The following is a 21,744-nucleotide window of genomic DNA, read 5'->3' on the forward strand; positions in this document are numbered from 1 at the left end:
GCTTCTTTCTTTAACCATATAAGAAGACCGGGGTGGTAGAACATGACAAAATAGGGGAGTAAGGCAGAGTCAAAGGCAGGGGAATAATGCGCGTAGTTCTTCAAAGAGTCACCTCAGCAGCAGTGACCGTTGATGGGCAAACGGTAGGCTCTATCGACCGGCCAGGCTTGCTGGCATTAGTGGGTATCACCCACGATGACGGCGAGGCACAGGTGCAGAAACTTGCTGAGAAAACCGCCCAGCTTAGGCTTCTAGAGGGCGAGGTCTCTTGTCTGGATACTGGTGCCCCGGTGCTGGCGGTCAGCCAGTTCACCCTCTACGCTGATTCCAAGAAAGGGCGGCGCCCCTCATGGTCTAAAGCTGCCCCAGCCCCGGTATCTGAGCCCCTTTTTAATAGCTATGTTGAGGCTTTACGGGCCCTAGGGCTCAAAGTCGAGACGGGTGTCTTCGGTGCCCAGATGCAGGTAAGTCTCACCAACGATGGCCCTGTGACCCTTATTCTTGATACCGACCAGCTGTAGCCACACCAGCAGCCAACAGCAGATATGAGGACGCCGTGGATAGCTCCCTTTTTACGTTCAACGACCAGCCCGATGACGGCAACGAGTCCCAGGGCAACCTGACCCGCCGCGAACGAGCTCCGCTAGCTGTGCGCATGCGACCTCGAACTCTGGACGAGGTGGTGGGGCAGAGTCACTTGCTTAAGGCGGGCTCACCTTTGCGGGTTCTAGCGGGGGAGTCCGCGGGTCCAGGTGGGCCATCTTCCGTCATTCTCTGGGGTCCACCCGGTACCGGCAAAACAACCCTAGCTAACGTGATAGCTCGTGGCGTTGGCCGCAAGTTCGTTGAACTCTCTGCAATCACTGCGGGGGTCAAAGACGTCCGCGCGGTCATGGAACAGGCGCTTGAAGACAGAGACTACCGCGGTATCACCACCATTTTGTTCTTGGACGAGATTCACCGCTTTACCAAGGCTCAACAGGATGCCCTGCTACCGGGGGTTGAGAACCGTTGGGTAGTTCTCATTGCAGCCACCACGGAGAACCCCTCCTTCAGCGTCATATCGCCCCTGCTCTCCCGCTCCATTCTGCTGACCTTGCAGGGTCTGACTGATGGGGATATTGCTGATCTGCTGGACAGGGCTTTGAGGGACCCGCGCGGTTTTAGTGGAACCCTCACTCTCGAAGCTGACGCGAAAGATCACCTAGTAAAGCTGGCTATGGGCGATGCCCGCAAGGCTCTGACCAGCCTAGAGGCTGCTGCCGCCCAGGCTTTTGGGCAGGCCGAGGCCGAGAACCGGGACTACAGCGTCCAGAAACCATTAAAGCTCACCATCGAGCACGCTGAGCAGGCACTCAATCAGAGTGCACTGCGCTATGACCGAAATGGGGACCAGCACTACGACGTCACCAGTGCCTTCATCAAATCAATTCGTGGTTCAGACCCCGATGCGGCCCTGCATTACCTAGCGCGCATGATTGTGGCTGGTGAGGACCCGCGTTTTATTGCGCGGCGGCTCATCATTCATGCCAGTGAGGACATCGGCATGGCAGATCCGAGCGCACTAACCGCTGCTGTCAACGCGGCTCAAGCCGTCCAACTAGTGGGTCTACCCGAGTCGAGGATTAACCTGGCTCAGGCCACCATTCACCTAGCTACAGCACCTAAGTCAAATGCGGTCATATCGGCGATTGACTCGGCCATAGCTGATGTCAAAAACGGTAATGCGGGTGTGGTCCCCCTTCACCTGCGAGATGCCCATTACCCCGGCGCAAGCCAACTGGGGCACGGGCGTGGCTATATTTACCCCCACCATGAATCGAACGGTGTCGCCGCTCAGTCCTATCTGCCTGACACTCTCGGTGGCACTCGGTACTATGCACCCACGTCCTTTGGCCACGAACGCGCGCTCAAAGATCGTCTGGACGCCATCAATCAAATTCTGGGCAAAAATGAGCGGTAGGGACTCCGGGGTCAGCAAGAACACAACAACACAAGTGAAGAGCTCGTAGCAGAGGGTAAAGGCGTGAGGTACAGTTAGTACGGTCTGGCAGGCTACCCAAAACGCGGGCTTCTGAAAAGAAACCTGATCACCGGGTAGATCGTAGTTGTTTGAGTGCGGCTGCTCGCAACTCTCCACCACCCAAACCGTGGGTGGTTACCGGAGGCCAAGACAACAGAACAAATGGTTCCTTCCACGCAGGAGGAACTAACCGCTAATGAAAGGTAACAGCTGTGGCAAACCACAACCGTACCCGCCGTACCGTGCGCCAGTCACGTGCACTCGGCATTGCACTGACCCCCAAGGCAGAAAAGTACTTCGAGCGTCGCCCTTACGGCCCCGGCCAGCACGGTCGCGCCCGTAAGAAGGCTGACTCGAACTATGCAGTACAGCTGAAGGAAAAGCAGCGTCTGCGCGCACAGTACAACATCCGTGAAGCTCAGATGCGTCGCGTTTACCTCGAAGCTAAGCGCATTGAGGGTCAGACCGGTAAGAACCTGGTCGAAATCCTCGAAACCCGCCTCGACGCACTTGTCCTGCGCTCAGGTTTCACCCGCACCATCGCTCAGGCTCGCCAGGCAGTCGTTCACCGTCACATCATGGTTGATGGCGTTCGCGTTGACCGCCCCTCATTCCGTGTCAAGCCCGGCCAGCTGATCCACGTTCACCCCAAGAGCGAGAAGATGGCACCCTTCCAGGTTGCAGCCACCGGCGCACACCAGGATGTTCTGCCCAATACTCCTCCTTACCTGAACGTTGAGATCGAGAAGCTCCACGCTAAGCTTGAGCGTGCACCCAAGCGCGAAGAAATTCCCGTCATCTGCGAAGAGCAGCTGGTTGTTGAATACTACTCACGCCTTGCATAAGCAATAGCTTCTAGAGGTCCGTACCACTCAGCTGTGGTGCGGGCCTTTTTTGTGAGGTTTACCAGTAATTGGTTTGCAGAAGTGAAACTAAACCTTGGGTGATGTGATGGGGACATACCTTTTGGGAGCACCAAAAAATAACGCTTCTCGCCATAGGTCAAGTAGTATTGTTATCAATTCGTGCTCTTTTGAGAGCAGTTAGCCAGTCGAGAAAGAGGTGCCCGTGAGTGGTGCAGACATAGCAGGTCTCATAGCAGCAGGTGTTTTTGCTGTACTAGTTGCCTTGCTGGCGTTACCCATCCTGAAACTGGGTAAGGTTTTTGACGAACTTACGCTCACCATCAGAAGCCTGAACAACGAAACCACACCCCTCATTGGTGAGGTAACCAAAACGGTTGCTAGCACTAATGCTCAGCTGGATAAGGTCGATAGCATTACAAGCAATGTTTCTGATGCCTCAGCTAACGTCTCAGCGCTCTCATCCTTGGTAACCTCAACCGTAGGTCAGCCGCTGATTAAAGTGGCCTCCTTCTCTCACGGGTTACGTAAAGCTGTTAAAGGCGATGGGCCAGCTAGCCAGCCTCGCCACCCGGAGGCTGAGTAAAAGTGTCCTTGTGGAAGAACGCTCTGCTCATTGCCGGTGGCGCTGCTGCTGGCTATTTAGCTTCTCGCTCCCAAGAGAAGGTATCTGGTCAATCAGCAGAGTTAACGCTGCGCTCTGAGCGTGCTCTGCAAAATTTTGTCGGTAAGGATGCAGCTGTGGCTCAATTTTTTGACTCCAAATATGGGGCTCCTTTCAAGGCCTCGGCGCTGAATCTCGTGCGCTTCGCCGCTAACGTCAAAGCTGGCATGGATGAAAAAGAAGCCGAGCTCAAGCAGCGTTTTGAAGAACAAAAACAAGAAACACGTCCGGGCTCAATCGATACCTGGGAGCAGGGCCAAGACTCCAACCGACGCATTGAGACCTATGGCAGCGACGGTGTTTTGGAGGGTTCGCTAAGCCCCGCACCCGAACCTGAAGCTGATGCCCGTAAGAGGCGTCTGGCACGAGACGCCGATCTCGGCACAGACTTCTTCTCATAAACTTATTCATCATTTTAGGTAACGAACGTTAGGAAAACAGCTTCGATGCTTTCACAGGAAATCTCAAAGCGCTGGATCGAATTTTTCGAGAAGCGCGGGCACACCGTAGTTCCCTCAGCTTCGCTGGTATCAAACGAGCCCGGCGCAATGTTTACTATCGCCGGTATGGTGCCCTTTATTCCTTACTTCCTGGGGCGCGAAACCCCCAGCTTCTCCCGCGCAACCAGCGTCCAGAAGTGTATCCGCACCCTGGATATTGAAGAGGTCGGTAAGACCGCCCGCCACGGAACCTTCTTTCAGATGGCCGGTAATTTCTCGTTTGGTGACTACTTCAAGAAAGAGGTTATTCCCTGGGCCTACGAGCTGCTAACCTCCTCAGTTCAAGACGGCGGCTATGGTCTAGATGCTGACCGTCTCTGGGTTACTGTCTACGAGGGGGACGAGGAAGCCTACGATATCTGGGTCAACGATGTGAAGTTCCCCGCCGAGCGTATCCAGAAAATGGGTATGGCTGAGAACTACTGGTCTACCGGTCAGCCCGGCCCCGCGGGCCCTGATTCTGAAATCTTCTACGACCGCGGCCCGGAATACGGTAAAGAAGGCGGCCCTGCTGCAGACGATGATCGCTACATCGAAATCTGGAACCTGGTTTTTATGCAGTACCAGCGCGGTGAAGGCACCGGCAAGGACAGCTTCGAAATTTTGGGCGATCTTCCCAAGAAGAACATCGATACCGGTCTGGGTGTAGAGCGTCTGGCTATGCTGCTGCAGGGGGTAGAAAACTTCTACGAAACTGACCAGGTGCGCCCCGTGCTCGATGCAGCCTCTAAGCTTTCCGGTAAAAAGTACCACGGCTCAGAAAACGCTGAAGATGAGGGTTATATCAACGATGTGCGTATGCGCGTGGTTGCCGACCACATCCGCTCATCTCTCATGCTCATCGCCGATGGTGTAACTCCCTCCAACGAAGGCCGCGGTTACATCCTGCGCCGTCTGATGCGCCGCGCCATCCGCGCGATGCGCCTGCTGGGTGTTACCGATCCCTGCCTACCCGTGCTTTTCCCCGCTTCTCGCGATGCCATGGCTGGTGCTTACCCCGTGGTTGCTGAAGACTTCGAACGTATTTCCCGCATTGCCTATGCAGAGGAAAAGGCCTTCCTGAAAACTATCGAGTCAGGCACTGAGCGCCTTGAAGAAGCTGTCAAGATTGCTAAGAGCGCTGGCAAGGGCGAGGTGTCTGGTGCAGACGCTTTTGCCCTGCACGATACCTATGGTTTCCCCATCGATCTGACCCTGGAAATGGCTGAAGAAGCCGGGGTCAAAGTTGACGAGGCACAGTTCCGCTCTTTGATGGAGGAACAGCGCCACCGCGCTCAGGCTGACGCCAAAGCAAAGAAGGGTTCCTTCGCTGATCTTTCGGCCTTGCGCGAGCTAGTCGATGAGCGTCCCTCAATCTTTACCGGTTATAACGAACTGCGCACCGAAACCACCCTGCGAGCTATCCTGGTGGACGGAGTCAGCGTCCCTGCCGCTCGTGCGGGGGATCAGGTTGAGATCGTTCTTGATGAGACCCCCTTCTATGCTGAAGCTGGTGGCCAGGCTGCCGATACCGGTGTTATTACCGGCAATGGTTTTGTGATTGATGTTTCGGATGTTCAGCAGCCGGTCAAGGGACTCTCCGTTCACCGCGCCACCGTGCGTGAGGGCGAGGTAGTCGCTGGCACCGCTGTTGTGGCTCAGGTCGATGTGCAGCGCCGTGCTGATGGCGAAAAAGCTCACTCTGGCACGCACATTATCCACGCGGCTTTGCACCAGGTGCTCGGTAATGAGGCAACCCAGCGCGGCTCCTATAACAAGGAGGGCTACCTGCGCTTTGACTTTGCCTGGGGTGAAGGCCTATCAGATGCTGCTAGGCATGAGGTAGAAGAGGTCGCCAACACCGCAATCCGCGATAACTTTGAGACCATCACCCGAGAAATGTCACTGGATGAGGCTAAGAACCTGGGCGCCACCATGCTCTTCGGTGAAAAGTACGGCGATTCCGTGCGCGTGGTTGAAATGGGCGGGGAGTTCTCTCGCGAACTGTGCGGTGGTACCCACGTTGGTTCGACCGCTCAGATTGGCTCACTGACCTTGCTCACCGAGCAGTCTGTTGGTTCGGGCAACCGCCGCGTTGAGGCTCTCGTTGGTTTGGACTCTTTCAATCACCTGGCAGCTGAACGCACCCTAGTCAATCAGTTGACCGGCATGATGAAGGTCCAGTCCTCAGCAGACCTCCCCGAAAAGTTGAGCCAGACTCTGGCTAAGCTGAAGGAAGCTGAGAAGGAACTGACTAAGCTTCGCAAGGAAAAGTTGCAGGCAGAGGCCGGCAGACTCACCGAGTCCGCAGAAATGCTGGGCGGCGTGCGCACTCTCTTGCACAATGCCGGTGAACTTGATGCTAACGGCGTTCGTGACCTAGCCCTTGACCTTCGCTCACGCCTGGGTGAAGATGCGGCAACTGTTGCTGTAGCCGGCGTCAATAATGACCGCCCCGTGATTCTGGTTGCTACCAACCAGGCTGCCCGCGATGCCGGCGTTAAGGCCGGTGCGCTGGTACGTATTGCTGCCGGTATACTCGGTGGCGGCGGCGGAGGTAAGGACGATGTCGCTCAAGGTGGCGGGCAGGATGCCTCCAAGATTGATGCCGCCTTCACGGCAATCCGCTCAGCAATCACAGAGCTTGGGTCCTAACCTCGTGAGTTTTACTAGGGGCCGTCGTATGGGAGTCGACGTGGGTAATGCCCGCGTCGGCCTGGCCCTGTGCGATCCAGATGGGATTCTTGCGACGCCTCTGAAAACTCTGCGTCGGGATCTTAAGAAGGATTCCGACCGCAGAGTGCTGATGAAACTCATTGAGGTTCACGAAGTAACCGAGGTTTTCGTGGGCCTGCCGCGCACCATGAAAGGTGGGGAAAGCCCATCCACTGTGATGGCGCGCGACTATGCAGAGCAGCTTGCTGTTGAGCTAGCCGCGGAAGACCGACTAACTCCCATATGGCTCATCGATGAAAGACTGACTACGGTGAGCGCTCATCGAGCGCTGCACGAGGCCGGGGTATCATCTCGGGACTTCAAGACGATGGTTGATCAAGTAGCTGCGGTCAACATCCTGCAGTCAGCCTTAGATACCATCAAAGCCGGACAACAACTAGCTGGCTACCGGGTGGACCCAAAGGGATCTCTCAACTCACAAGACTCAACCGTATATAACGACGAAACGGAGAACCCGAATGTCTGAAAACTCGAGTTCTAACCGCCCGCCGCGCCCCTCACTACCCACCAGAGATCATCAAACCGATTTGGGGGGTATCCTTGGGCGATCCTCCGAAACTGCCCACGATGGTTTCATGGGGATTGAGGTTGAGCAGGATGAAGTTACTTCAGAAGAACGTCAGCGCGTAAAACGCCGTAGCCGCAATGCTGTTACTTCGGCTGCACTCGTCTTTGCCGTTGCGCTGGTAATGGTCGTGGCAATTATTTCTCCTCGCCTGGGATGGTTTGAAAGAAAAGATTACAGCGGCGAGGGGAACGGGACCACCGTCACCTTCACTATTGCTGAAGGCTCTTCGAATATTGGTATCGCTAACTCTCTGGAAGAACAGGGAGTTATCGCTAATGCCGGCAGGTTCTTGGAAGTCTACTCGGAGACAACTTCTGATCAGTTTTTCCAGCCAGGGGAGTACGAGCTTCAAAAGGAGATGAGTAGCTCTGCTGCTCTCAACGAGCTACTTAACCTGGATGAGGCGAACACCAATTATGTTGCTGTTTCCCGCACCTGGCGTATGGACGAAACATTTGACGCCCTGGCAAAGGGCACAGGTATCAGTGCCGGTGAATTTGAGTCTCTGGGTAATTCACCTGATGTCTTTGGTATTCCTTCTAACTTCCCAACGATTGAGGGTTTCTTGTACCCCGGTGAATATCGCTTCCCCAAGGATGCTACCGCCGAAGAGATTCTGCAGACCATGGTTGATCAAACCAAGGAACAGCTTGAGGCTAATGGAGTGACCGGTGACGACCGTATTTTCCATGTACTGACTGTTGCCTCCATCCTAGAGTTTGAAGGTATCGAGAAAGACTACGCACCCATCGCCGGCGCTATTGAAAACCGCATGAATAACCCAGACGGTGAGACATCTGGCTATCTGCAGTCTGACGCCACCGTGGCCTACGGCCTAGGGATTAAGAGCTACCACATTTCCAATGAGCAGAAAGCGGACTCCTCGAACAAGTACAACACTTTCTACTACAAGGGATTGCCTGAGGGCCCGATCGGTTCACCCGGTGAAGCCGCTATCAAGGCTGCTGCTAACCCCGAGAAGAATGACTACTACTTCTGGGTGACTGTGGACCTCTTCACCGGTGAGACGCTCTTTGCTGAAACGTATGAAGAGCATCTGGAGAATGTGGAAGTTTACGATGAGTTCTGTGCAAATAACAAGAATGTGTGCCAGTAAATGACCCTTCTATCAGGTGTGGGCCCCAAGGCGTTTGTCTTGGGGTCTCCCATTAGCCATAGCAAGTCTCCGCTCCTCCACCGCGCTGCTTACAATGCCCTGGGCGAACCTATTGATTACCAGCGTAAAGAAACTCAGGGGGAAGATCTGCCTGCAGTTTTTGCCCAGCACGGTCCCCACGATGACACCTGTGGTTTCTCTGTGACCATGCCACTCAAAACAGCCATCCTAGACTACCTGGACGAGCTAACTCCCTTTGCCCTGGCAGTCGGTGTAGTCAACACGGTTTACTGGAGGGAGGGAGTCAAAGGGTGGAGCATTTGGGGGCACAATACCGATGTCTCAGGAATCGTGAATGCCCTGAAGACCGCTGGTGCCCCGGCAGAATTGCGGGCCGGAGCAATTGTTGGCGGGGGAGGCACTGCGACCGCGGCCCTCGCCGCTTTAGCCTACTTGGGGCTTAAGAGGGTAGACGTTTTTGTGCGAAATCCTGCTCGTGCTCAAAGTGTTGTGGAAACAGCTAAGAGGCTAGGCGTCACTGTGCAGTTTGAGCCTTTAGAAGCTTTTTCTCACCAGTGTTCACTCTACGAGGTAAATATTTGTACTCTGCCAGCCGGGGCGGCTGACCACCTCATGTCTGATACCACCTCGTCCCAGAAGACGCAACTGGGAATTCTGCTCGACGTCACCTATGATCCTTGGCCCTCATCTCTTGCTCAGCTCTGGCAAGAAAGAGGTGGAAAGGTAACCTCTGGCCTAGAAATGCTAATGTATCAGGCCGTTGACCAGGTAAAGCTATTCACGGGGCGTAGTTTAGAAGAGCGGTTACCGAGCGAAGATAAGGTGATAGAGGCGATGCGTAGTTCCGTTGGACTACCTCCAGCTAAGGTTTCACCGCAGATGGTCTGGGATCCCCTCAAGCTAATTTGCACCTAAAAAGTCCCATATAACGGCCCCGGTTTGCGCCAACCGGTTAAGTTTGAAAATCTTAGAAGCAATACATACGACAGACGAATGAAGGTGGCAGATGCTACGTTGGCTATCAGCCGGTGAATCACACGGTGAGGCACTGGTAGGAATCATCGAGGGTGTACCAGCTGGAGTCGAGCTCACCAGCGCTATGGTAAGTGACGCTCTGGCCCGCCGACGGCTGGGGTACGGCCGTGGTGCCCGCATGAAATTCGAAGAGGACCGTGTACGCATTCTTGGCGGCGTCCGTCATGGGACGACCCAGGGCGGCCCGGTTGCCCTTGAAATTGCTAATACCGAGTGGCCCAAGTGGTCAGATGTGATGTCATCTGACACTGTTGACCCTTCCCTGATCGAAGGCCGTGCCCGTAATGCTGCGCTGACGCGCCCGCGCCCCGGCCACGCCGATTTCGCCGGTATGCAAAAGTATGGCTTCGCTGAGTCCCGCCCCGTACTGGAGCGCGCTTCAGCCCGCGAAACCGCAACCCGTGTTGCTCTGGGCGTCGTTGCCTCTCAAATGTTGAAGGCACTTGGCATCTCGCTGGTGAGCCATACCACCGCTATCGCTGAGGTGGCTGCACCCGTGGACGCGCCGCGTCCGCTCCCTTCGGACCGTGAATACCTGGATGCTGACCCACTTCGTTGCTTCGATAAGGAAACCAGTGATGCCATGGTTGAGACCATCGACCGTGCCCACAAAGACGGAGAAACACTGGGTGGCGTGGTCGAGGTTCTTGCCTACGGTATGCCCCCGGGCCTAGGTTCTTACGTCCACTGGGATCGGCGACTCGATGCTCGTCTGGCTGCAGCGCTCATGGGTATTCAGGCAATCAAGGGCGTTGAAGTTGGCGACGGTTTCCTCACCGCTGCCCGCCCCGGAACCCGCGCTCACGACGAAATTGTGCCGGGTGAGAATGGCGTCATCCGCCAGTCAAATCGTGCCGGTGGCATCGAAGGTGGTATGAGCATTGGTGACCTTCTGCGCGTACGCGCTGCCATGAAGCCAATCGCTACCGTACCCAAGGCACTTTCTACTATCGACACTTCAACGGGTGAGGCAGCTACAGCCCACCACCAGCGCTCAGACGTTTGTGCTGTTCCTGCTGCAGGCGTGGTTGCCGAAGCTATGGTGGCTCTGGTGCTGGCTGACGCGGCTCTTGAAAAGTTCGGTGGCGACAATATCGCTGAGACCCGCCGCAACATGGAGTCCTACCTATCAGCTATCCCTGAGTCTCTAGCCTGGGAGTCTAACGTGGCTGGATGGGACAGCTAAACCATGACCCCCCGATCCCGTGAACACGCGATCGATATGACCGGAGGGCTTGCGCCCAACCAGGTGCGCGAGGTGCAAGAAACCTACATCGAGAAATCCCGACCGGTGGTTATTATCGGTCCTATGGCAGCCGGTAAATCCTACATCGGTACGCACCTCGCGCGCTTTTATGGTTATGAGTTCATTGACTCTGATCACCTCATCGTTGATAAATACGGTGAAGTTTCTCAAATCTTCACTGACTTCGGCGAAGATGAGTTTAGGCGCATCGAGGCTGAAGTTATTCGTGAGGTCCTGACGTCCCCGTCCAGAAGGAACACTATTTTCTCTTTGGGTGGGGGAGCTCCTATGGCGCCTGAAACGGCGGAGCTTCTGCGGGAAGAAACGGTTATTTACATCAAGGTTGATGCAGAAACCGTTGCACCGCGTATTATCCACGGGCGGGCACGCCCGCTTTTGCAACCCAATCCAATTGAAAAATGGTCGGAAATTTTTGAAGCTCGTCGTGAGCGCTTTGAAGAACTGGCTAGCTACACTTTGGACGCCAGGGGTGGTCGCAGTATCTCAGATATGGCGGCTGAAATTCAGAACTTTATCCTTCGATCAAGAAAAGGGCAGGTATGAGCACAGAGGCCAGCACCCGCATCAGCGTGACCGGCAGCCAAGCATCAGAAAATTACGATGTGCTGGTAGGGCATAATTTGCTGGGAGAAATCCCGGGTATCTTAGGCCAGCGCACCCAGCGTATTTTGGTGATCCACCCGCGTGCTCTGCGGTCGACCGGTGAGCTCGTGATGGAAGATATGCGCAAGGCTGGTTTTGAAGCCTTTTCAGCAGAAATTCCAGACGCTGAGGAGGGCAAACATATTCAGGTTGCCGCCTTCTGCTGGCAGGTACTGGGGCAGAACGATTTCACCCGCACCGATGCCATTATTTCAGTGGGTGGCGGGTCCGTGAGCGATGTCGCGGGTTTCGTTGCAGCCACCTGGCTCAGGGGGATCAGGGTTATTCATATCCCCACTACACTCCTAGGCATGGTGGACGCTGCAGTAGGCGGTAAAACAGGCATCAATACCGCTGAGGGCAAGAACCTGGTGGGCGCCTTTTACCCGCCCGCTGCTGTTCTCTGCGAATTGGGTGTGCTAAGGACCCTGCCTGAAAACGAACTGCTCACCGGCATGGCTGAGGTCGTCAAATGTGGGTTTATTGCTGACCCAGAGATCCTGAAACTGATTGAAGATAACCCCGAGAAAATAAGGGATTCTCAGTCTCTAGTGGTTCGCGAGCTGATCGAACGGTCTATCAGTGTAAAAGCTGATGTTGTCTCTGAAGACCTTAAAGAGAGCGGTCGTAGGGAGTTCTTGAACTACGGTCACACGCTGGGCCACGCTATCGAACATGCCGAGCGCTACCAGTGGCGACACGGTGCCGCGGTTGCTGTGGGCATGGTCTTTGCAGCGGAGCTGTCTCTGGCAGCCGGTTACCTGGACGAAGCCACGGTGGACCGTACACGGGCCATCTGCGAGTCGTTAGGGTTACCGGTCAGCTACCCGGCAGATCGCTGGAGCAAGCTTCTTGAAACGATGCGTCGTGACAAGAAAACTCGCGGTAACCTGCTGAGGTTTGTTGTGCTGGAAGGTCTGGGTAAGCCCCGCATCTATGAAGTACCTGATGAGTCAATCCTTTTTGCAACCTACCAAGAAATAGCTGAGTAGAAATAGGTTGCACCCGCAAGGCGATTAGCGTATCTGTAGTAGGGGAACAGCTCTGAGGTGAAAAACTCACCTCTGATTGAAGCGAGCAGGGAAGTGAGCAGGTAGACTTGACCACGGTTTACCCCATGCTTATTGAAAATTTATTGTGAGGAGAGTCTGTTGGCTACTACCGCAGATATCAAGAACGGTGTTGTTCTCAAGATTGATGGCAACCTCTGGTCCATCATCGAGTTTCAGCACGTGAAGCCCGGTAAGGGTGGCGCATTCGTGCGCACCAAGATGCGTAACATAACCTCCGGCAAGGTAGTTGATAAGACTTTCAACGCTGGCGCAAAAATCGAAACTGCAACCGTTGATCGCTCTGACTACCAGTACCTCTACCAGGATGGTACCGACTACGTGTTCATGGATATGAAGACCTACGACCAGATTAACGTTTCAGAGACTGTTGTTGGCGATGCCGCTAAGTTCATGCTGGAGAACCAGACTGCAACTATCGCAATGCATGAAGGCTCGCCTCTCTACATTGAGCTTCCCGCCTCAGTCGTTCTCGAAATCACCTACACCGAACCCGGACTGCAGGGCGACCGCTCAACCGGTGGTACCAAGCCCGCAACCGTTGAAACCGGTGCTGAAATTCAGGTCCCTCTTTTCCTAGAGACCGGCACCAAGGTTAAAGTTGATACCCGCACCGGCGATTACCTCGGTCGCGTTAACGACTAATGAATTCAAGAACTAAAGCTAGACTTCGCGCGCTAGAGGTTCTTTTTGAGGCTGAACAGCGCGGTGAGGGCGTAATTGACGTTCTCACCAGTCGCAGGCTTCACACCTCAGCGCAAATATCCCTCTACTCTGAGCAGATTGTTCGAGGGGTTCGTGACCGTGAAGAGGAAATCCGTGAGTACATTGAGACATACTCACAGGACTGGACCATGGACCGTATGCCCAGCGTGGACCGTATTGTTCTACTGATTGGTGCTTGGGAACTGCTCTTCAACGATGAGATTCCTGATGCCGTTGCCATCTCAGAAGCAACTGGTTTGGCACGCATGCTCTCCACCGACGACTCACCCAAGTTCGTCAACGGTCTGCTAGACCGACTGCGCCAGGTTAAACCAACTCTCCTTGCTTAACTAATCATGAGTGCCGCACCTTTTTCGGTGCGGCACTTTTTGTGTCTTAATACTCCTCAAGGTGTGACGTGGTGTTTTATACAGCGAGCAACACTTTGTGTGAAGAGAGACGCCCGTGATAAGTTTGGTCTACGACAGCAACCTTTAAGTCCGTCCTGTGAGGCGGGGAAGGAGGCCGGCAACCAATGAGCGATACCAGAAGTGTGTCTTCAGCAGCGTCACGACGTGTGATTCTGGAGTCTGCCGACATCGACCGCGCGCTAACTCGGATAGCGCATGAAATTCTTGAGGCTAATAGGGGTGCCCAGAACCTGGTCATCTTGGGTATACCGCGCCGCGGTTACCCGCTAGCACAGCGACTAGCCCAAAAAATCTCTGATACTGATGCATCCTTCAGCCCGGCAATGTCGCTGGGTCAGCTCGATATAACAATGTATCGTGATGATTTACGTTCTAAGCCAGGGCGAACCCTCGAACCTACACATCTGCCACCCCTTGGTCTTGATGGTAAGAACGTTTACCTGATTGATGATGTGCTTTTCTCAGGTCGTACTATTCGTGCAGCTCTTGATGCTTTGCAGGATTACGGACGCCCCGCCTGCGTGCGCCTGGCGGTTCTCGTTGATAGGGGCCACCGCCAACTGCCTATCAGGGCGGATCACGTAGGCAAAAACCTACCCACTAACTCAGATGAATCGGTCAAAGTTCTCCTGGAACCCATTGACGGTGTAGCCGATCAGGTGGTTATTATTCAGCCGGTTGAAGGTACAGGGGAACAGCTCTAATGCGTCATTTGCTCGATACTAAAGACCTCAGCCTGGCTGATGCTCTGAACATCCTTGATACAGCCGACTACATGGGTGAAATTGGTCACCGTGAAGTAAAAAAATTGCCGGTTCTTCAGGGCCGTACCGTGGTCAACCTCTTCTTTGAGGACTCCACCCGAACCCGCCTTTCCTTTGAAGCGGCAGAGAAGCGGCTGTCAGCTGACATCATTAACTTCTCAGCTAAAGGTTCATCTGTTTCTAAAGGTGAATCGCTTAAAGATACTGCTCAGACCCTGGCTGCAATCAATGCAGATGCTGTTGTAATTAGGCATAGCGCTTCTGGTGCTCCTCAGCGTCTAGCTGAGGCTGGGTGGATTGATGTTCCTGTTCTCAACGCCGGCGATGGAACCCATGCCCACCCTACCCAGGCACTGCTTGACGCTATGACCCTGCGCCAGTTCCGTGCTCAAATCACGGGGGCCGAAACCAGGGGGCTCACTCTTGAGGGGATGCGCGTCGCTATAGTGGGCGACATCCTGCATTCTAGGGTGGCGCGTTCTAACCTCTGGCTTCTGACAACTCTCGGGGCGCAGGTTAAGTTCGTCGCTCCACCCACTCTTTTACCGGTAGAAACAGAAGACTGGCCCTGCGAAATTTTCTATGACTTCGATGAAGCCATTGAATCTGGGGTTGATGCTGTCATGATGCTACGCATCCAAAAAGAGCGCATGCATAACGCCTTCTTCCCCAGCAGTGAGGAATACTCCAGACTGTGGGGACTGACACCAGAGCGCTTTGCTCGTCTGGATGCAGCGGAGCATGAGACCGCTGTGCTTCACCCTGGACCAATGAACCGCGGTTTAGAAATTAGCGCTGAAGCAGCTGACTCAGACCGTTCATGGGTACTACGACAGGTCACTAACGGGGTTTCTGTGCGCATGGCAGCGCTCTACCTCCTGATGACCGGTGGCAAAGCAACCGACTTTTACCCTGGCGCCTAAACGTGAGAATGAAGAAAAGAGAACACCGTGACTAAATCATCTACCTATCTAATCAAGGGCGCTTCACTGCTGGGCGAACGCGAGGCGGACATCCTCATTCGTGACGGTCTGATTACTGAAGTAGGGGCTGACGTGTCATCGTCTGAAGCAGACATCATTGATGCTAAGGGTCTTATTGCTCTGCCCGGTCTCGTTGATCTACACACCCATTTGCGGGAGCCAGGCTTAGAAGATGCTGAGACCGTAGAAACCGGTAGCCGTGCTGCGGCACTGGGCGGTTACACCGCTGTATTTGCTATGGCTAATTCCAACCCGGTAGCCGACACTGCCGGTGTGGTTGAACAGGTTTACGAGCTGGGCAGGAAGTCAGGTTGGACCGAGGTGCAGCCCATCGGTGCCGTTACTACAGGTCTCGCCGGTGAGCGCCTGTCTGAGATTGGAGCTATGGCAGAATCTCGCGCCAAAGTGCGAGTATTCTCTGATGATGGCATGTGCGTGTGGGACCCGGCCCTCATGCGCCGAGCCCTTGAATACGTCAAAACTTTCAACGGTGTTGTTGCCCAGCATGCCCAGGAGCCCCGTCTAACCGAGGGCGCTCAGATGAACGAAGGCAAAGTCTCTGCAGAGCTTGGCCTTGCCGGCTGGCCTGCTGTGGCAGAAGAGTCGATTATTGCCAGGGATGTTTTATTGGCGGAGCATGTGGGTTCACGTCTGCATATTTGCCACCTTTCCACTAAGGGATCGGTTGAGATCGTTCGGTGGGCCAAAGAACGCGGTATTGACGTTACCGCTGAGGCAACCCCCCACCACCTGCTACTGACCGATGAACTCGTGCGCACCTACGACCCTGTCTATAAGGTCAACCCGCCCCTACGCACTGAAGAAGATGTGATGGCTCTGCGTCAGGCTATTGCGGACGGAATAATCGATATTATCGGCACCGATCATGCGCCTCACCCCACCGAATCCAAAGATTGCGAGTGGGCGTGTGCTGCCAATGGTATGACCGGGCTAGAACAGGCTCTATCGATTGTCCAGAAAACTCTGGTTGATACCGGGCTTATTTCCTGGGCTGATGTGGCTCGTATCATGAGCACTAAACCGGCTGAAATCGGCCTGGCAACGGGGCAGGGGCGTCCACTGGAAACCGGTGAACCAGCCAACCTGGTTTTAGTTGACCCCGCCGCGACTCGCACCATTGACCCACAGGCTCAAGCGACCAAGGGCAAAAACAACCCCTACCGGGGTTTGGAAGTCCCGGGTGCCGTCGTGGCAACCTTCTATGGGGGTCACCCGGTGGTTAAAGACGGCAAGCTGACCACTCCCGTGGTCCACGCTGGCAACTAGGGAATCTAAGGTAGATTCGTGGACAGACTCCTACCCCTATCTCTTCTAGTACTGCTCTGTGCCCTAATTTTTTGGGGCATGTGGGCTGGCTGGCAGGGGCGTCAAAAACGTCAGAAAGGCACGGGGGTTCTTACTCCTGTCCCTGACCGATACGAGGACACCGAAAGCCTGCTTGCGGTCCCCGGTGTTTACATTGCCACCACCCGTATGGGGGACTGGTTGGACCGTATCGCTACTAACACTCTCGGTGTTAAGGCAGCCGGCACTCTCTTTATCTTCGAAGACGCTGTAGTTATCGCTAGAGATGGCGCTCAGGACCTCTGGGTTCCAGCCAGCGACATCATTGCGGTGCGAACAGAGGCCGGCATGGCCGGTAAGTTCGTGGAGAAAAACGGTCTCGTGATGCTGTCCTGGGATCTCAACGGCACGCCCGTTGATACCGGATTCCGCACCCGTTTTGCAGCCGATAAAAAGACTGTTCTTGACACTATTCAGCAGATTGCACCCCAGGCATTAGAAGAGCTACCGGCACCTTCTGCCTAAATCTATAAATCTTTGGGGCTAAACCCCTACACCCGACCAACCTACGACAGGAAGTACGTGAATGACCCAGTTAGCATCTAGCGAGCGTGTAGCGGTTCTCGTATTAGAGGACGGCACAGTGTTCCGCGGCCAGAGCTACGGAGCTACCGGAAGTACCCTCGGTGAAGCAGTATTCTCCACCGGTATGACAGGTTATCAAGAAACCCTAACTGACCCCTCATACGCGGGCCAGATTGTGGTACAGACTGCGCCCCACATCGGCAACACAGGTGTCAATGAAGAAGATGCCGAATCTCGTAAGATTTGGGTTTCAGGCTACGCTGTGAGAGATGCCGCACGTCGAGCCTCTAATTGGCGCTCTGAGCGCACCCTAGATCAGGAGCTTGTGGAGCAGGGAATTGTTGGCATTCAAGGTATCGACACCCGTGCACTGACCCGCCACCTGCGGAGCGCAGGAGCTATGCGTGCCGGTATCTTTACCGGCAAAGAGGCTCTCGCATCAACCGAGACACTGGTGGAAAAGGTCAAGGCGAGTGCCCAGATGCAGGGGCAGAAACTGGCTGATACGGTATCCATCAATCAGGCTTACACCATCGAACCAGCCGACCAGGGCTGGGAGGGGGAGCCTAAAGCAACCCTGGTTGCCCTGGATTTGGGCATCAAAGCCATGACCCCCAAGCGTTTTGCTGAACGAGGCGTGCGCGTACACGTCTTACCGGCAACTGCCACCCTAGAGGACATTAAGTCCTACCAGCCGGATGGGGTCTTCTTTTCCAACGGCCCCGGTGACCCGTCGACCGCTGACGACCAGGTTGCCTTGCTTCAGAGCGTCCTGCGCACCGGTACCCCCTTCTTCGGTATCTGCTTCGGCAACCAGTTGCTGGGTCGAGCCCTAGGCTTTGGAACCTACAAGCTTCCCTTCGGTCACCGGGGTATCAACCAGCCGGTTATGGATCGTACCACCGGTAAAGTCGAAATTACCGCCCAGAACCACGGCTTTGCTGTGGATGCACCCCTGGACGGCGCAGTTGAAGCCCCCCACGCTGAGTTCGGCAGGGTTGAAGTTTCACACATCGGTCTCAACGACCAGGTAGTTGAAGGGTTACGCTGCCTAGATATCCCAGCTTTCTCTGTGCAGTACCACCCAGAGGCAGCCGCTGGTCCTCACGACGCAGCCTACCTCTTTGACCGTTTTATTGACCTCATGCTTGCGAAGAAGAACTAAGGAAGAACCATGCCCAAACGTCAAGATCTCAACTCTATTCTCGTTATTGGTTCTGGCCCCATCGTTATTGGTCAGGCTGCCGAATTCGATTACTCCGGCACCCAGGCTCTGCGAGTTCTCAAGGAGGAAGGCGTTCGCGTCATCCTGGTTAACTCCAACCCGGCTACCATTATGACGGACCCCGAGTTTGCTGATGCGACCTACATCGAGCCGATTACTACCGAAGTGATTGAAAAGATTATCGCTAAGGAAAAGCCGGATGCGATTCTCCCTACCCTGGGTGGACAGACCGCCCTCAATGCTGCGATTGCTCTCGACGAGGAGGGAATATTAGAGAAGTACAAGGTCGAACTCATTGGCGCTAACATCGAGGCAATTAACCTCGGCGAAGACCGTGAAGCCTTCAAGGGCGTTGTTGAACGTGCTGGCGGCGAGTCTGCCAAGTCAGTCATCGTTCACACCATGGATGAAGCCCTAGAGGCTGCCAAGATCCTTGGCTACCCCATGGTGGTGCGCCCGTCCTTCACCATGGGTGGCCTGGGCTCAGGTATGGCCTACAACGAGGAAGACCTCCACCGTATCGCCGGTGCCGGTATTCAGTACAGCCCCACCAGCGAGGTTCTGCTCGAAGAATCTATTTTGGGCTGGAAAGAATACGAACTTGAAATGATGCGAGACAAGAACGACAACGTAGTGGTCGTTTGCTCTATCGAAAACTTCGACCCCGTTGGTGTGCACACCGGTGACTCCATCACCGTTGCCCCGGCACTCACCCTCACGGACCGCGAATACCAGAAACTTCGCGACATTTCTATTAACGTAATCCGCGAAGTTGGCGTCGACACCGGTGGCTGTAACATTCAGTTCGCAGTTGATCCGGCCACCGGGCGCGTTATCGTCATTGAGATGAACCCCCGAGTATCCCGTTCATCGGCGCTGGCGTCCAAGGCAACAGGTTTCCCGATTGCAAAGATCGCCACCAAGCTTTCTTTGGGCTACACCCTGGACGAAATCCCCAACGACATCACCCAGAAGACCCCGGCGTCCTTTGAACCTACCCTCGACTACGTTGTAGTCAAGGTTCCTCGCTTCGCCTTTGAGAAGTTCCCCGCAGCTGACCCCACGCTGACCACCACTATGAAGTCCGTGGGTGAGGCTATGGCTCTGGGTCGAAACTTTACCGAGGCACTGCAGAAGGCTATGCGCTCCCTGGAGCAGAAGGGTGGAGCCTTCTCCTACGCTAACCCTGAGTTGTCAGCAGAGGAGTTGGGTGACCTCATTGAGAAGTCTAAGACTGCCACTACGGACCGTATTCACCAGGTACAGCGGGCACTTCTTGCGGGAGCTACCGTTGAGCAGATGTTTGAGGCAACCAAAATTGACCCTTGGTTCCTCGACCAGCTGGTGCTACTCAACGAGGTAGCCGGCGAAATTGCTGCTTCTAAAAACCTCAATGAGGAGTCCCTACGCCTGGCGAAACGACACGGTTTCTCTGATGCCCAGATTGGCGAGATTCTCAACATGGACGAGGCTGTGGTGCGCGGTATTCGCCACGCACTGGATATTCGCCCCGTCTTCAAGACCGTGGATACCTGTGCAGCCGAGTTTGAGGCATTTACTCCCTACCACTATTCCTCCTATGACATGGAGGATGAGGTCGCACACCACGAGAAGCCCTCCATCATGATTCTGGGTTCTGGGCCCAACCGTATCGGTCAGGGCATCGAGTTCGACTACTCCTGTGTGCACGCTTCGATGGTGTTGCGCGAAGCCGGTTACGAGACCGTTATGGTCAACTGTAACCCTGAGACAGTTTCAACCGACTACGATATCTCAACCCGGCTCTACTTTGAGCCTCTCACCCTGGAAGATGTACTTGAAGTTGTTGAAGCGGAACGCCGCACCGGTGGACTGATGGGCGTCTTTGTGCAGCTCGGTGGGCAGACCCCGCTGAAGCTCGCGCAGGAACTCAAGGCAGCCGGAATTCCGATTCTAGGCACCTCACCCGAGGCTATTGACCTCGCCGAAGACCGCGGTGAATTTTCGCGAGTCCTGGAAAACGCCGGTCTTATCTCACCTAAAAACGGCACCGCCTCGACCTTTGAGAACGCCAAGCGAATCGCTGATGACATCGGCTACCCGGTTCTGGTGCGCCCCTCCTACGTTTTGGGCGGTCGCGGTATGGAGATTGTTTACAGCGAAGAACAGCTGGCTCGCTACCTAGAAAATGCGACTGAAGTTTCCCCCTCCCAGCCGGCTCTCATTGATAAGTTCCTTGAAGATGCCGTTGAAATTGACGTTGACGCTCTCTATGACGGCACCGAGCTTTACCTCGGCGGTGTCATGGAACATATTGAAGAAGCTGGCATTCACTCGGGCGACTCTGCCTGCACCCTGCCACCTATCACCCTCAGCCCTGACATCATTGCCAAGGTTGCAGATGCCACCGAACGCATTGCAGCCGGCGTAGGTGTTCGCGGTCTGATCAACATTCAGTTCGCGGTAGCTTCAGATATTCTCTATGTCATCGAAGCCAACCCCCGCGCATCACGCACCGTTCCGTTCGTCTCCAAGGCAACCGGCGTCCAGATGGCTAAGGCAGCCGCACTCATCGGCACGGGTCAAACCATCAGCCACCTTAAAGAAGAGGGCTACCTACCTACATCAATGGACGGTGCCAGCCTTCCGGCAGATACAGCAATCGCCGTCAAAGAAGCGGTTCTGCCTTTCAGCCGTTTCCGCACACCGGAAGGTGTTGTCGTGGATTCACTGCTCGGCCCCGAGATGCGCTCAACAGGTGAAGTCATGGGTCTTGACCCGCATTTCGATACCGCTTTTGCTAAGGCTGAAGCGTCCGTGGGTTCCTTCTTGCCCACCGAAGGCAAAGTCTTTGTCTCGGTTGCTAACCGCGACAAACGCAACAGCATTATCTACGTAAAGATGCTCCAGCAGCTGGGCTTTGACATTGTCTCAACCGGTGGCACCGCTGAGGTTCTGCGTCGCAACGGGGTAAAGGCTCAGGTCGTTTCAAAGATTGCTGAAACAGCTAAGGGTGAGCGCTCCATTGTGGATATGGTTCGCGATGGTGAAATCAACCTCATCCTCAACACTCCCTCGGGCGGTCAGGCGCGAGGCGATGGCTATGAAATTCGTGCAGCTGCAACCTCGGTGGGCTGCCCTATCATGACCACGGTCTCAGAGTTTGGTGCTGCCGTTCAGGCTATCAACGCACTGCGTGAATATAGCTGGGAAGTAATGAGCCTCCAGGAACACGGAGCGTCGATCCGTGAAGCGATTTCTCAGCGTGAGAGCGCCTAAGCG

Annotated in this window: 20 protein-coding genes; all 20 read left to right on the forward strand. The window is 54.9% G+C overall.

Annotated elements, in window-relative coordinates; translation table 11 throughout:
• The first annotated feature begins 86 nt into the window (after positions 1–86).
• Complete coding sequence (gene dtd, locus VVR27_RS08220) at positions 87–521, forward strand: D-aminoacyl-tRNA deacylase (RefSeq protein WP_368547908.1); 435 nt, start codon at positions 87–89, stop codon at positions 519–521.
• Positions 522–556: 35 nt separating this feature from the next.
• Positions 557–1,963, forward strand: coding sequence for a replication-associated recombination protein A (locus VVR27_RS08225; protein ID WP_409349946.1), 1,407 nt, complete (start codon positions 557–559; stop codon positions 1,961–1,963).
• Positions 1,964–2,235: 272 nt separating this feature from the next.
• Positions 2,236–2,868, forward strand: a complete 633-nt coding sequence (gene rpsD, locus VVR27_RS08230) for a 30S ribosomal protein S4 (RefSeq protein WP_346873094.1) — start codon at positions 2,236–2,238, stop codon at positions 2,866–2,868.
• Positions 2,869–3,091: 223 nt separating this feature from the next.
• On the forward strand, positions 3,092–3,472 hold the full coding sequence (locus tag VVR27_RS08235; protein WP_368547909.1) for a DUF948 domain-containing protein: 381 nt from the start codon (positions 3,092–3,094) through the stop codon (positions 3,470–3,472).
• 8 nt (positions 3,473–3,480) lie between these two features.
• Entirely contained in the window at positions 3,481–3,951 is a 471-nt protein-coding gene (locus tag VVR27_RS08240; protein WP_368547911.1) for a peptide chain release factor 4, read from the forward strand.
• A 45-nt stretch (positions 3,952–3,996) separates the two neighbouring features.
• Positions 3,997–6,684: an alanine--tRNA ligase gene (gene alaS / locus VVR27_RS08245; RefSeq protein WP_368547912.1), complete on the forward strand. Its 2,688-nt coding sequence runs from the start codon at positions 3,997–3,999 to the stop codon at positions 6,682–6,684.
• A 28-nt stretch (positions 6,685–6,712) separates the two neighbouring features.
• Positions 6,713–7,231: a Holliday junction resolvase RuvX gene (ruvX, locus tag VVR27_RS08250; RefSeq protein ID WP_368547913.1), complete on the forward strand. Its 519-nt coding sequence runs from the start codon at positions 6,713–6,715 to the stop codon at positions 7,229–7,231.
• Positions 7,224–8,450: an endolytic transglycosylase MltG gene (gene mltG, locus VVR27_RS08255; protein WP_368547914.1), complete on the forward strand. Its 1,227-nt coding sequence runs from the start codon at positions 7,224–7,226 to the stop codon at positions 8,448–8,450. The genes ruvX and mltG overlap by 8 nt, the downstream gene beginning before the upstream one ends.
• Positions 8,451–9,386 carry a shikimate dehydrogenase gene (locus VVR27_RS08260; RefSeq protein ID WP_368547915.1) on the forward strand — a complete coding sequence of 312 codons (936 nt, stop codon included), beginning with the start codon at positions 8,451–8,453 and terminating at the stop codon, positions 9,384–9,386. It abuts the gene before it with no gap.
• A 91-nt stretch (positions 9,387–9,477) separates the two neighbouring features.
• Complete coding sequence (gene aroC / locus VVR27_RS08265; protein WP_368547916.1) at positions 9,478–10,692, forward strand: chorismate synthase; 1,215 nt, start codon at positions 9,478–9,480, stop codon at positions 10,690–10,692.
• Between the two features lie 3 nt (positions 10,693–10,695).
• Positions 10,696–11,316: a shikimate kinase gene (locus VVR27_RS08270; protein WP_368547917.1), complete on the forward strand. Its 621-nt coding sequence runs from the start codon at positions 10,696–10,698 to the stop codon at positions 11,314–11,316.
• Positions 11,313–12,407, forward strand: coding sequence for a 3-dehydroquinate synthase (gene aroB, locus VVR27_RS08275; RefSeq protein ID WP_368547918.1), 1,095 nt, complete (start codon positions 11,313–11,315; stop codon positions 12,405–12,407). The genes VVR27_RS08270 and aroB overlap by 4 nt, the downstream gene beginning before the upstream one ends.
• Before the next feature lie 159 nt (positions 12,408–12,566).
• Positions 12,567–13,130, forward strand: a complete 564-nt coding sequence (gene efp / locus VVR27_RS08280) for an elongation factor P (RefSeq protein WP_251380131.1) — start codon at positions 12,567–12,569, stop codon at positions 13,128–13,130.
• Positions 13,130–13,540: a transcription antitermination factor NusB gene (gene nusB / locus VVR27_RS08285; protein WP_237203650.1), complete on the forward strand. Its 411-nt coding sequence runs from the start codon at positions 13,130–13,132 to the stop codon at positions 13,538–13,540. The genes efp and nusB overlap by 1 nt, the downstream gene beginning before the upstream one ends.
• Positions 13,541–13,725: 185 nt before the next feature.
• Positions 13,726–14,325: a bifunctional pyr operon transcriptional regulator/uracil phosphoribosyltransferase PyrR gene (gene pyrR / locus VVR27_RS08290; RefSeq protein WP_346873085.1), complete on the forward strand. Its 600-nt coding sequence runs from the start codon at positions 13,726–13,728 to the stop codon at positions 14,323–14,325.
• Entirely contained in the window at positions 14,325–15,308 is a 984-nt protein-coding gene (locus VVR27_RS08295) for an aspartate carbamoyltransferase catalytic subunit (RefSeq protein ID WP_368547919.1), read from the forward strand. Before pyrR ends, VVR27_RS08295 begins: the two co-directional genes overlap by 1 nt.
• A 27-nt stretch (positions 15,309–15,335) precedes the next feature.
• Positions 15,336–16,655 carry a dihydroorotase gene (locus VVR27_RS08300; RefSeq protein WP_368547920.1) on the forward strand — a complete coding sequence of 440 codons (1,320 nt, stop codon included), beginning with the start codon at positions 15,336–15,338 and terminating at the stop codon, positions 16,653–16,655.
• Between the two features lie 18 nt (positions 16,656–16,673).
• A complete protein-coding gene (locus VVR27_RS08305) occupies positions 16,674–17,198 on the forward strand; it encodes a hypothetical protein (RefSeq protein ID WP_368547921.1) in 525 nt (174 codons plus the stop codon).
• A gap of 61 nt (positions 17,199–17,259) precedes the next feature.
• Positions 17,260–18,423: a glutamine-hydrolyzing carbamoyl-phosphate synthase small subunit gene (gene carA / locus VVR27_RS08310; RefSeq protein ID WP_368547922.1), complete on the forward strand. Its 1,164-nt coding sequence runs from the start codon at positions 17,260–17,262 to the stop codon at positions 18,421–18,423.
• Positions 18,424–18,432: 9 nt separating this feature from the next.
• Positions 18,433–21,741, forward strand: coding sequence for a carbamoyl-phosphate synthase large subunit (gene carB, locus VVR27_RS08315; RefSeq protein WP_368547923.1), 3,309 nt, complete (start codon positions 18,433–18,435; stop codon positions 21,739–21,741).
• Positions 21,742–21,744 lie beyond the last annotated feature (3 nt).

Source organism: Rothia sp. LK2492 (assembly GCF_040946345.1).
Classification (GTDB): domain Bacteria; phylum Actinomycetota; class Actinomycetes; order Actinomycetales; family Micrococcaceae; genus Rothia; species Rothia endophytica.

Excerpts from the sequence above, each read along its gene's own strand:
- ruvX (WP_368547913.1), top strand. The coding sequence starts at position 6,713 with ATGGGAGTCGACGTGGGTAATGCCCGCGTCGGCCTGGCCCTGTGCGAT.
- nusB (WP_237203650.1), top strand. The coding sequence starts at position 13,130 with ATGAATTCAAGAACTAAAGCTAGACTTCGCGCGCTAGAGGTTCTTTTT.
- VVR27_RS08270 (WP_368547917.1), top strand. The coding sequence starts at position 10,696 with ATGACCCCCCGATCCCGTGAACACGCGATCGATATGACCGGAGGGCTT.
- mltG (WP_368547914.1), top strand. The coding sequence starts at position 7,224 with ATGTCTGAAAACTCGAGTTCTAACCGCCCGCCGCGCCCCTCACTACCC.
- carA (WP_368547922.1), top strand. The coding sequence starts at position 17,260 with ATGACCCAGTTAGCATCTAGCGAGCGTGTAGCGGTTCTCGTATTAGAG.
- VVR27_RS08295 (WP_368547919.1), top strand. The coding sequence starts at position 14,325 with ATGCGTCATTTGCTCGATACTAAAGACCTCAGCCTGGCTGATGCTCTG.
- VVR27_RS08260 (WP_368547915.1), top strand. The coding sequence starts at position 8,451 with ATGACCCTTCTATCAGGTGTGGGCCCCAAGGCGTTTGTCTTGGGGTCT.
- aroC (WP_368547916.1), top strand. The coding sequence starts at position 9,478 with ATGCTACGTTGGCTATCAGCCGGTGAATCACACGGTGAGGCACTGGTA.
- dtd (WP_368547908.1), top strand. The coding sequence starts at position 87 with ATGCGCGTAGTTCTTCAAAGAGTCACCTCAGCAGCAGTGACCGTTGAT.
- carB (WP_368547923.1), top strand. The coding sequence starts at position 18,433 with ATGCCCAAACGTCAAGATCTCAACTCTATTCTCGTTATTGGTTCTGGC.
- alaS (WP_368547912.1), top strand. The coding sequence starts at position 3,997 with ATGCTTTCACAGGAAATCTCAAAGCGCTGGATCGAATTTTTCGAGAAG.
- pyrR (WP_346873085.1), top strand. The coding sequence starts at position 13,726 with ATGAGCGATACCAGAAGTGTGTCTTCAGCAGCGTCACGACGTGTGATT.
- aroB (WP_368547918.1), top strand. The coding sequence starts at position 11,313 with ATGAGCACAGAGGCCAGCACCCGCATCAGCGTGACCGGCAGCCAAGCA.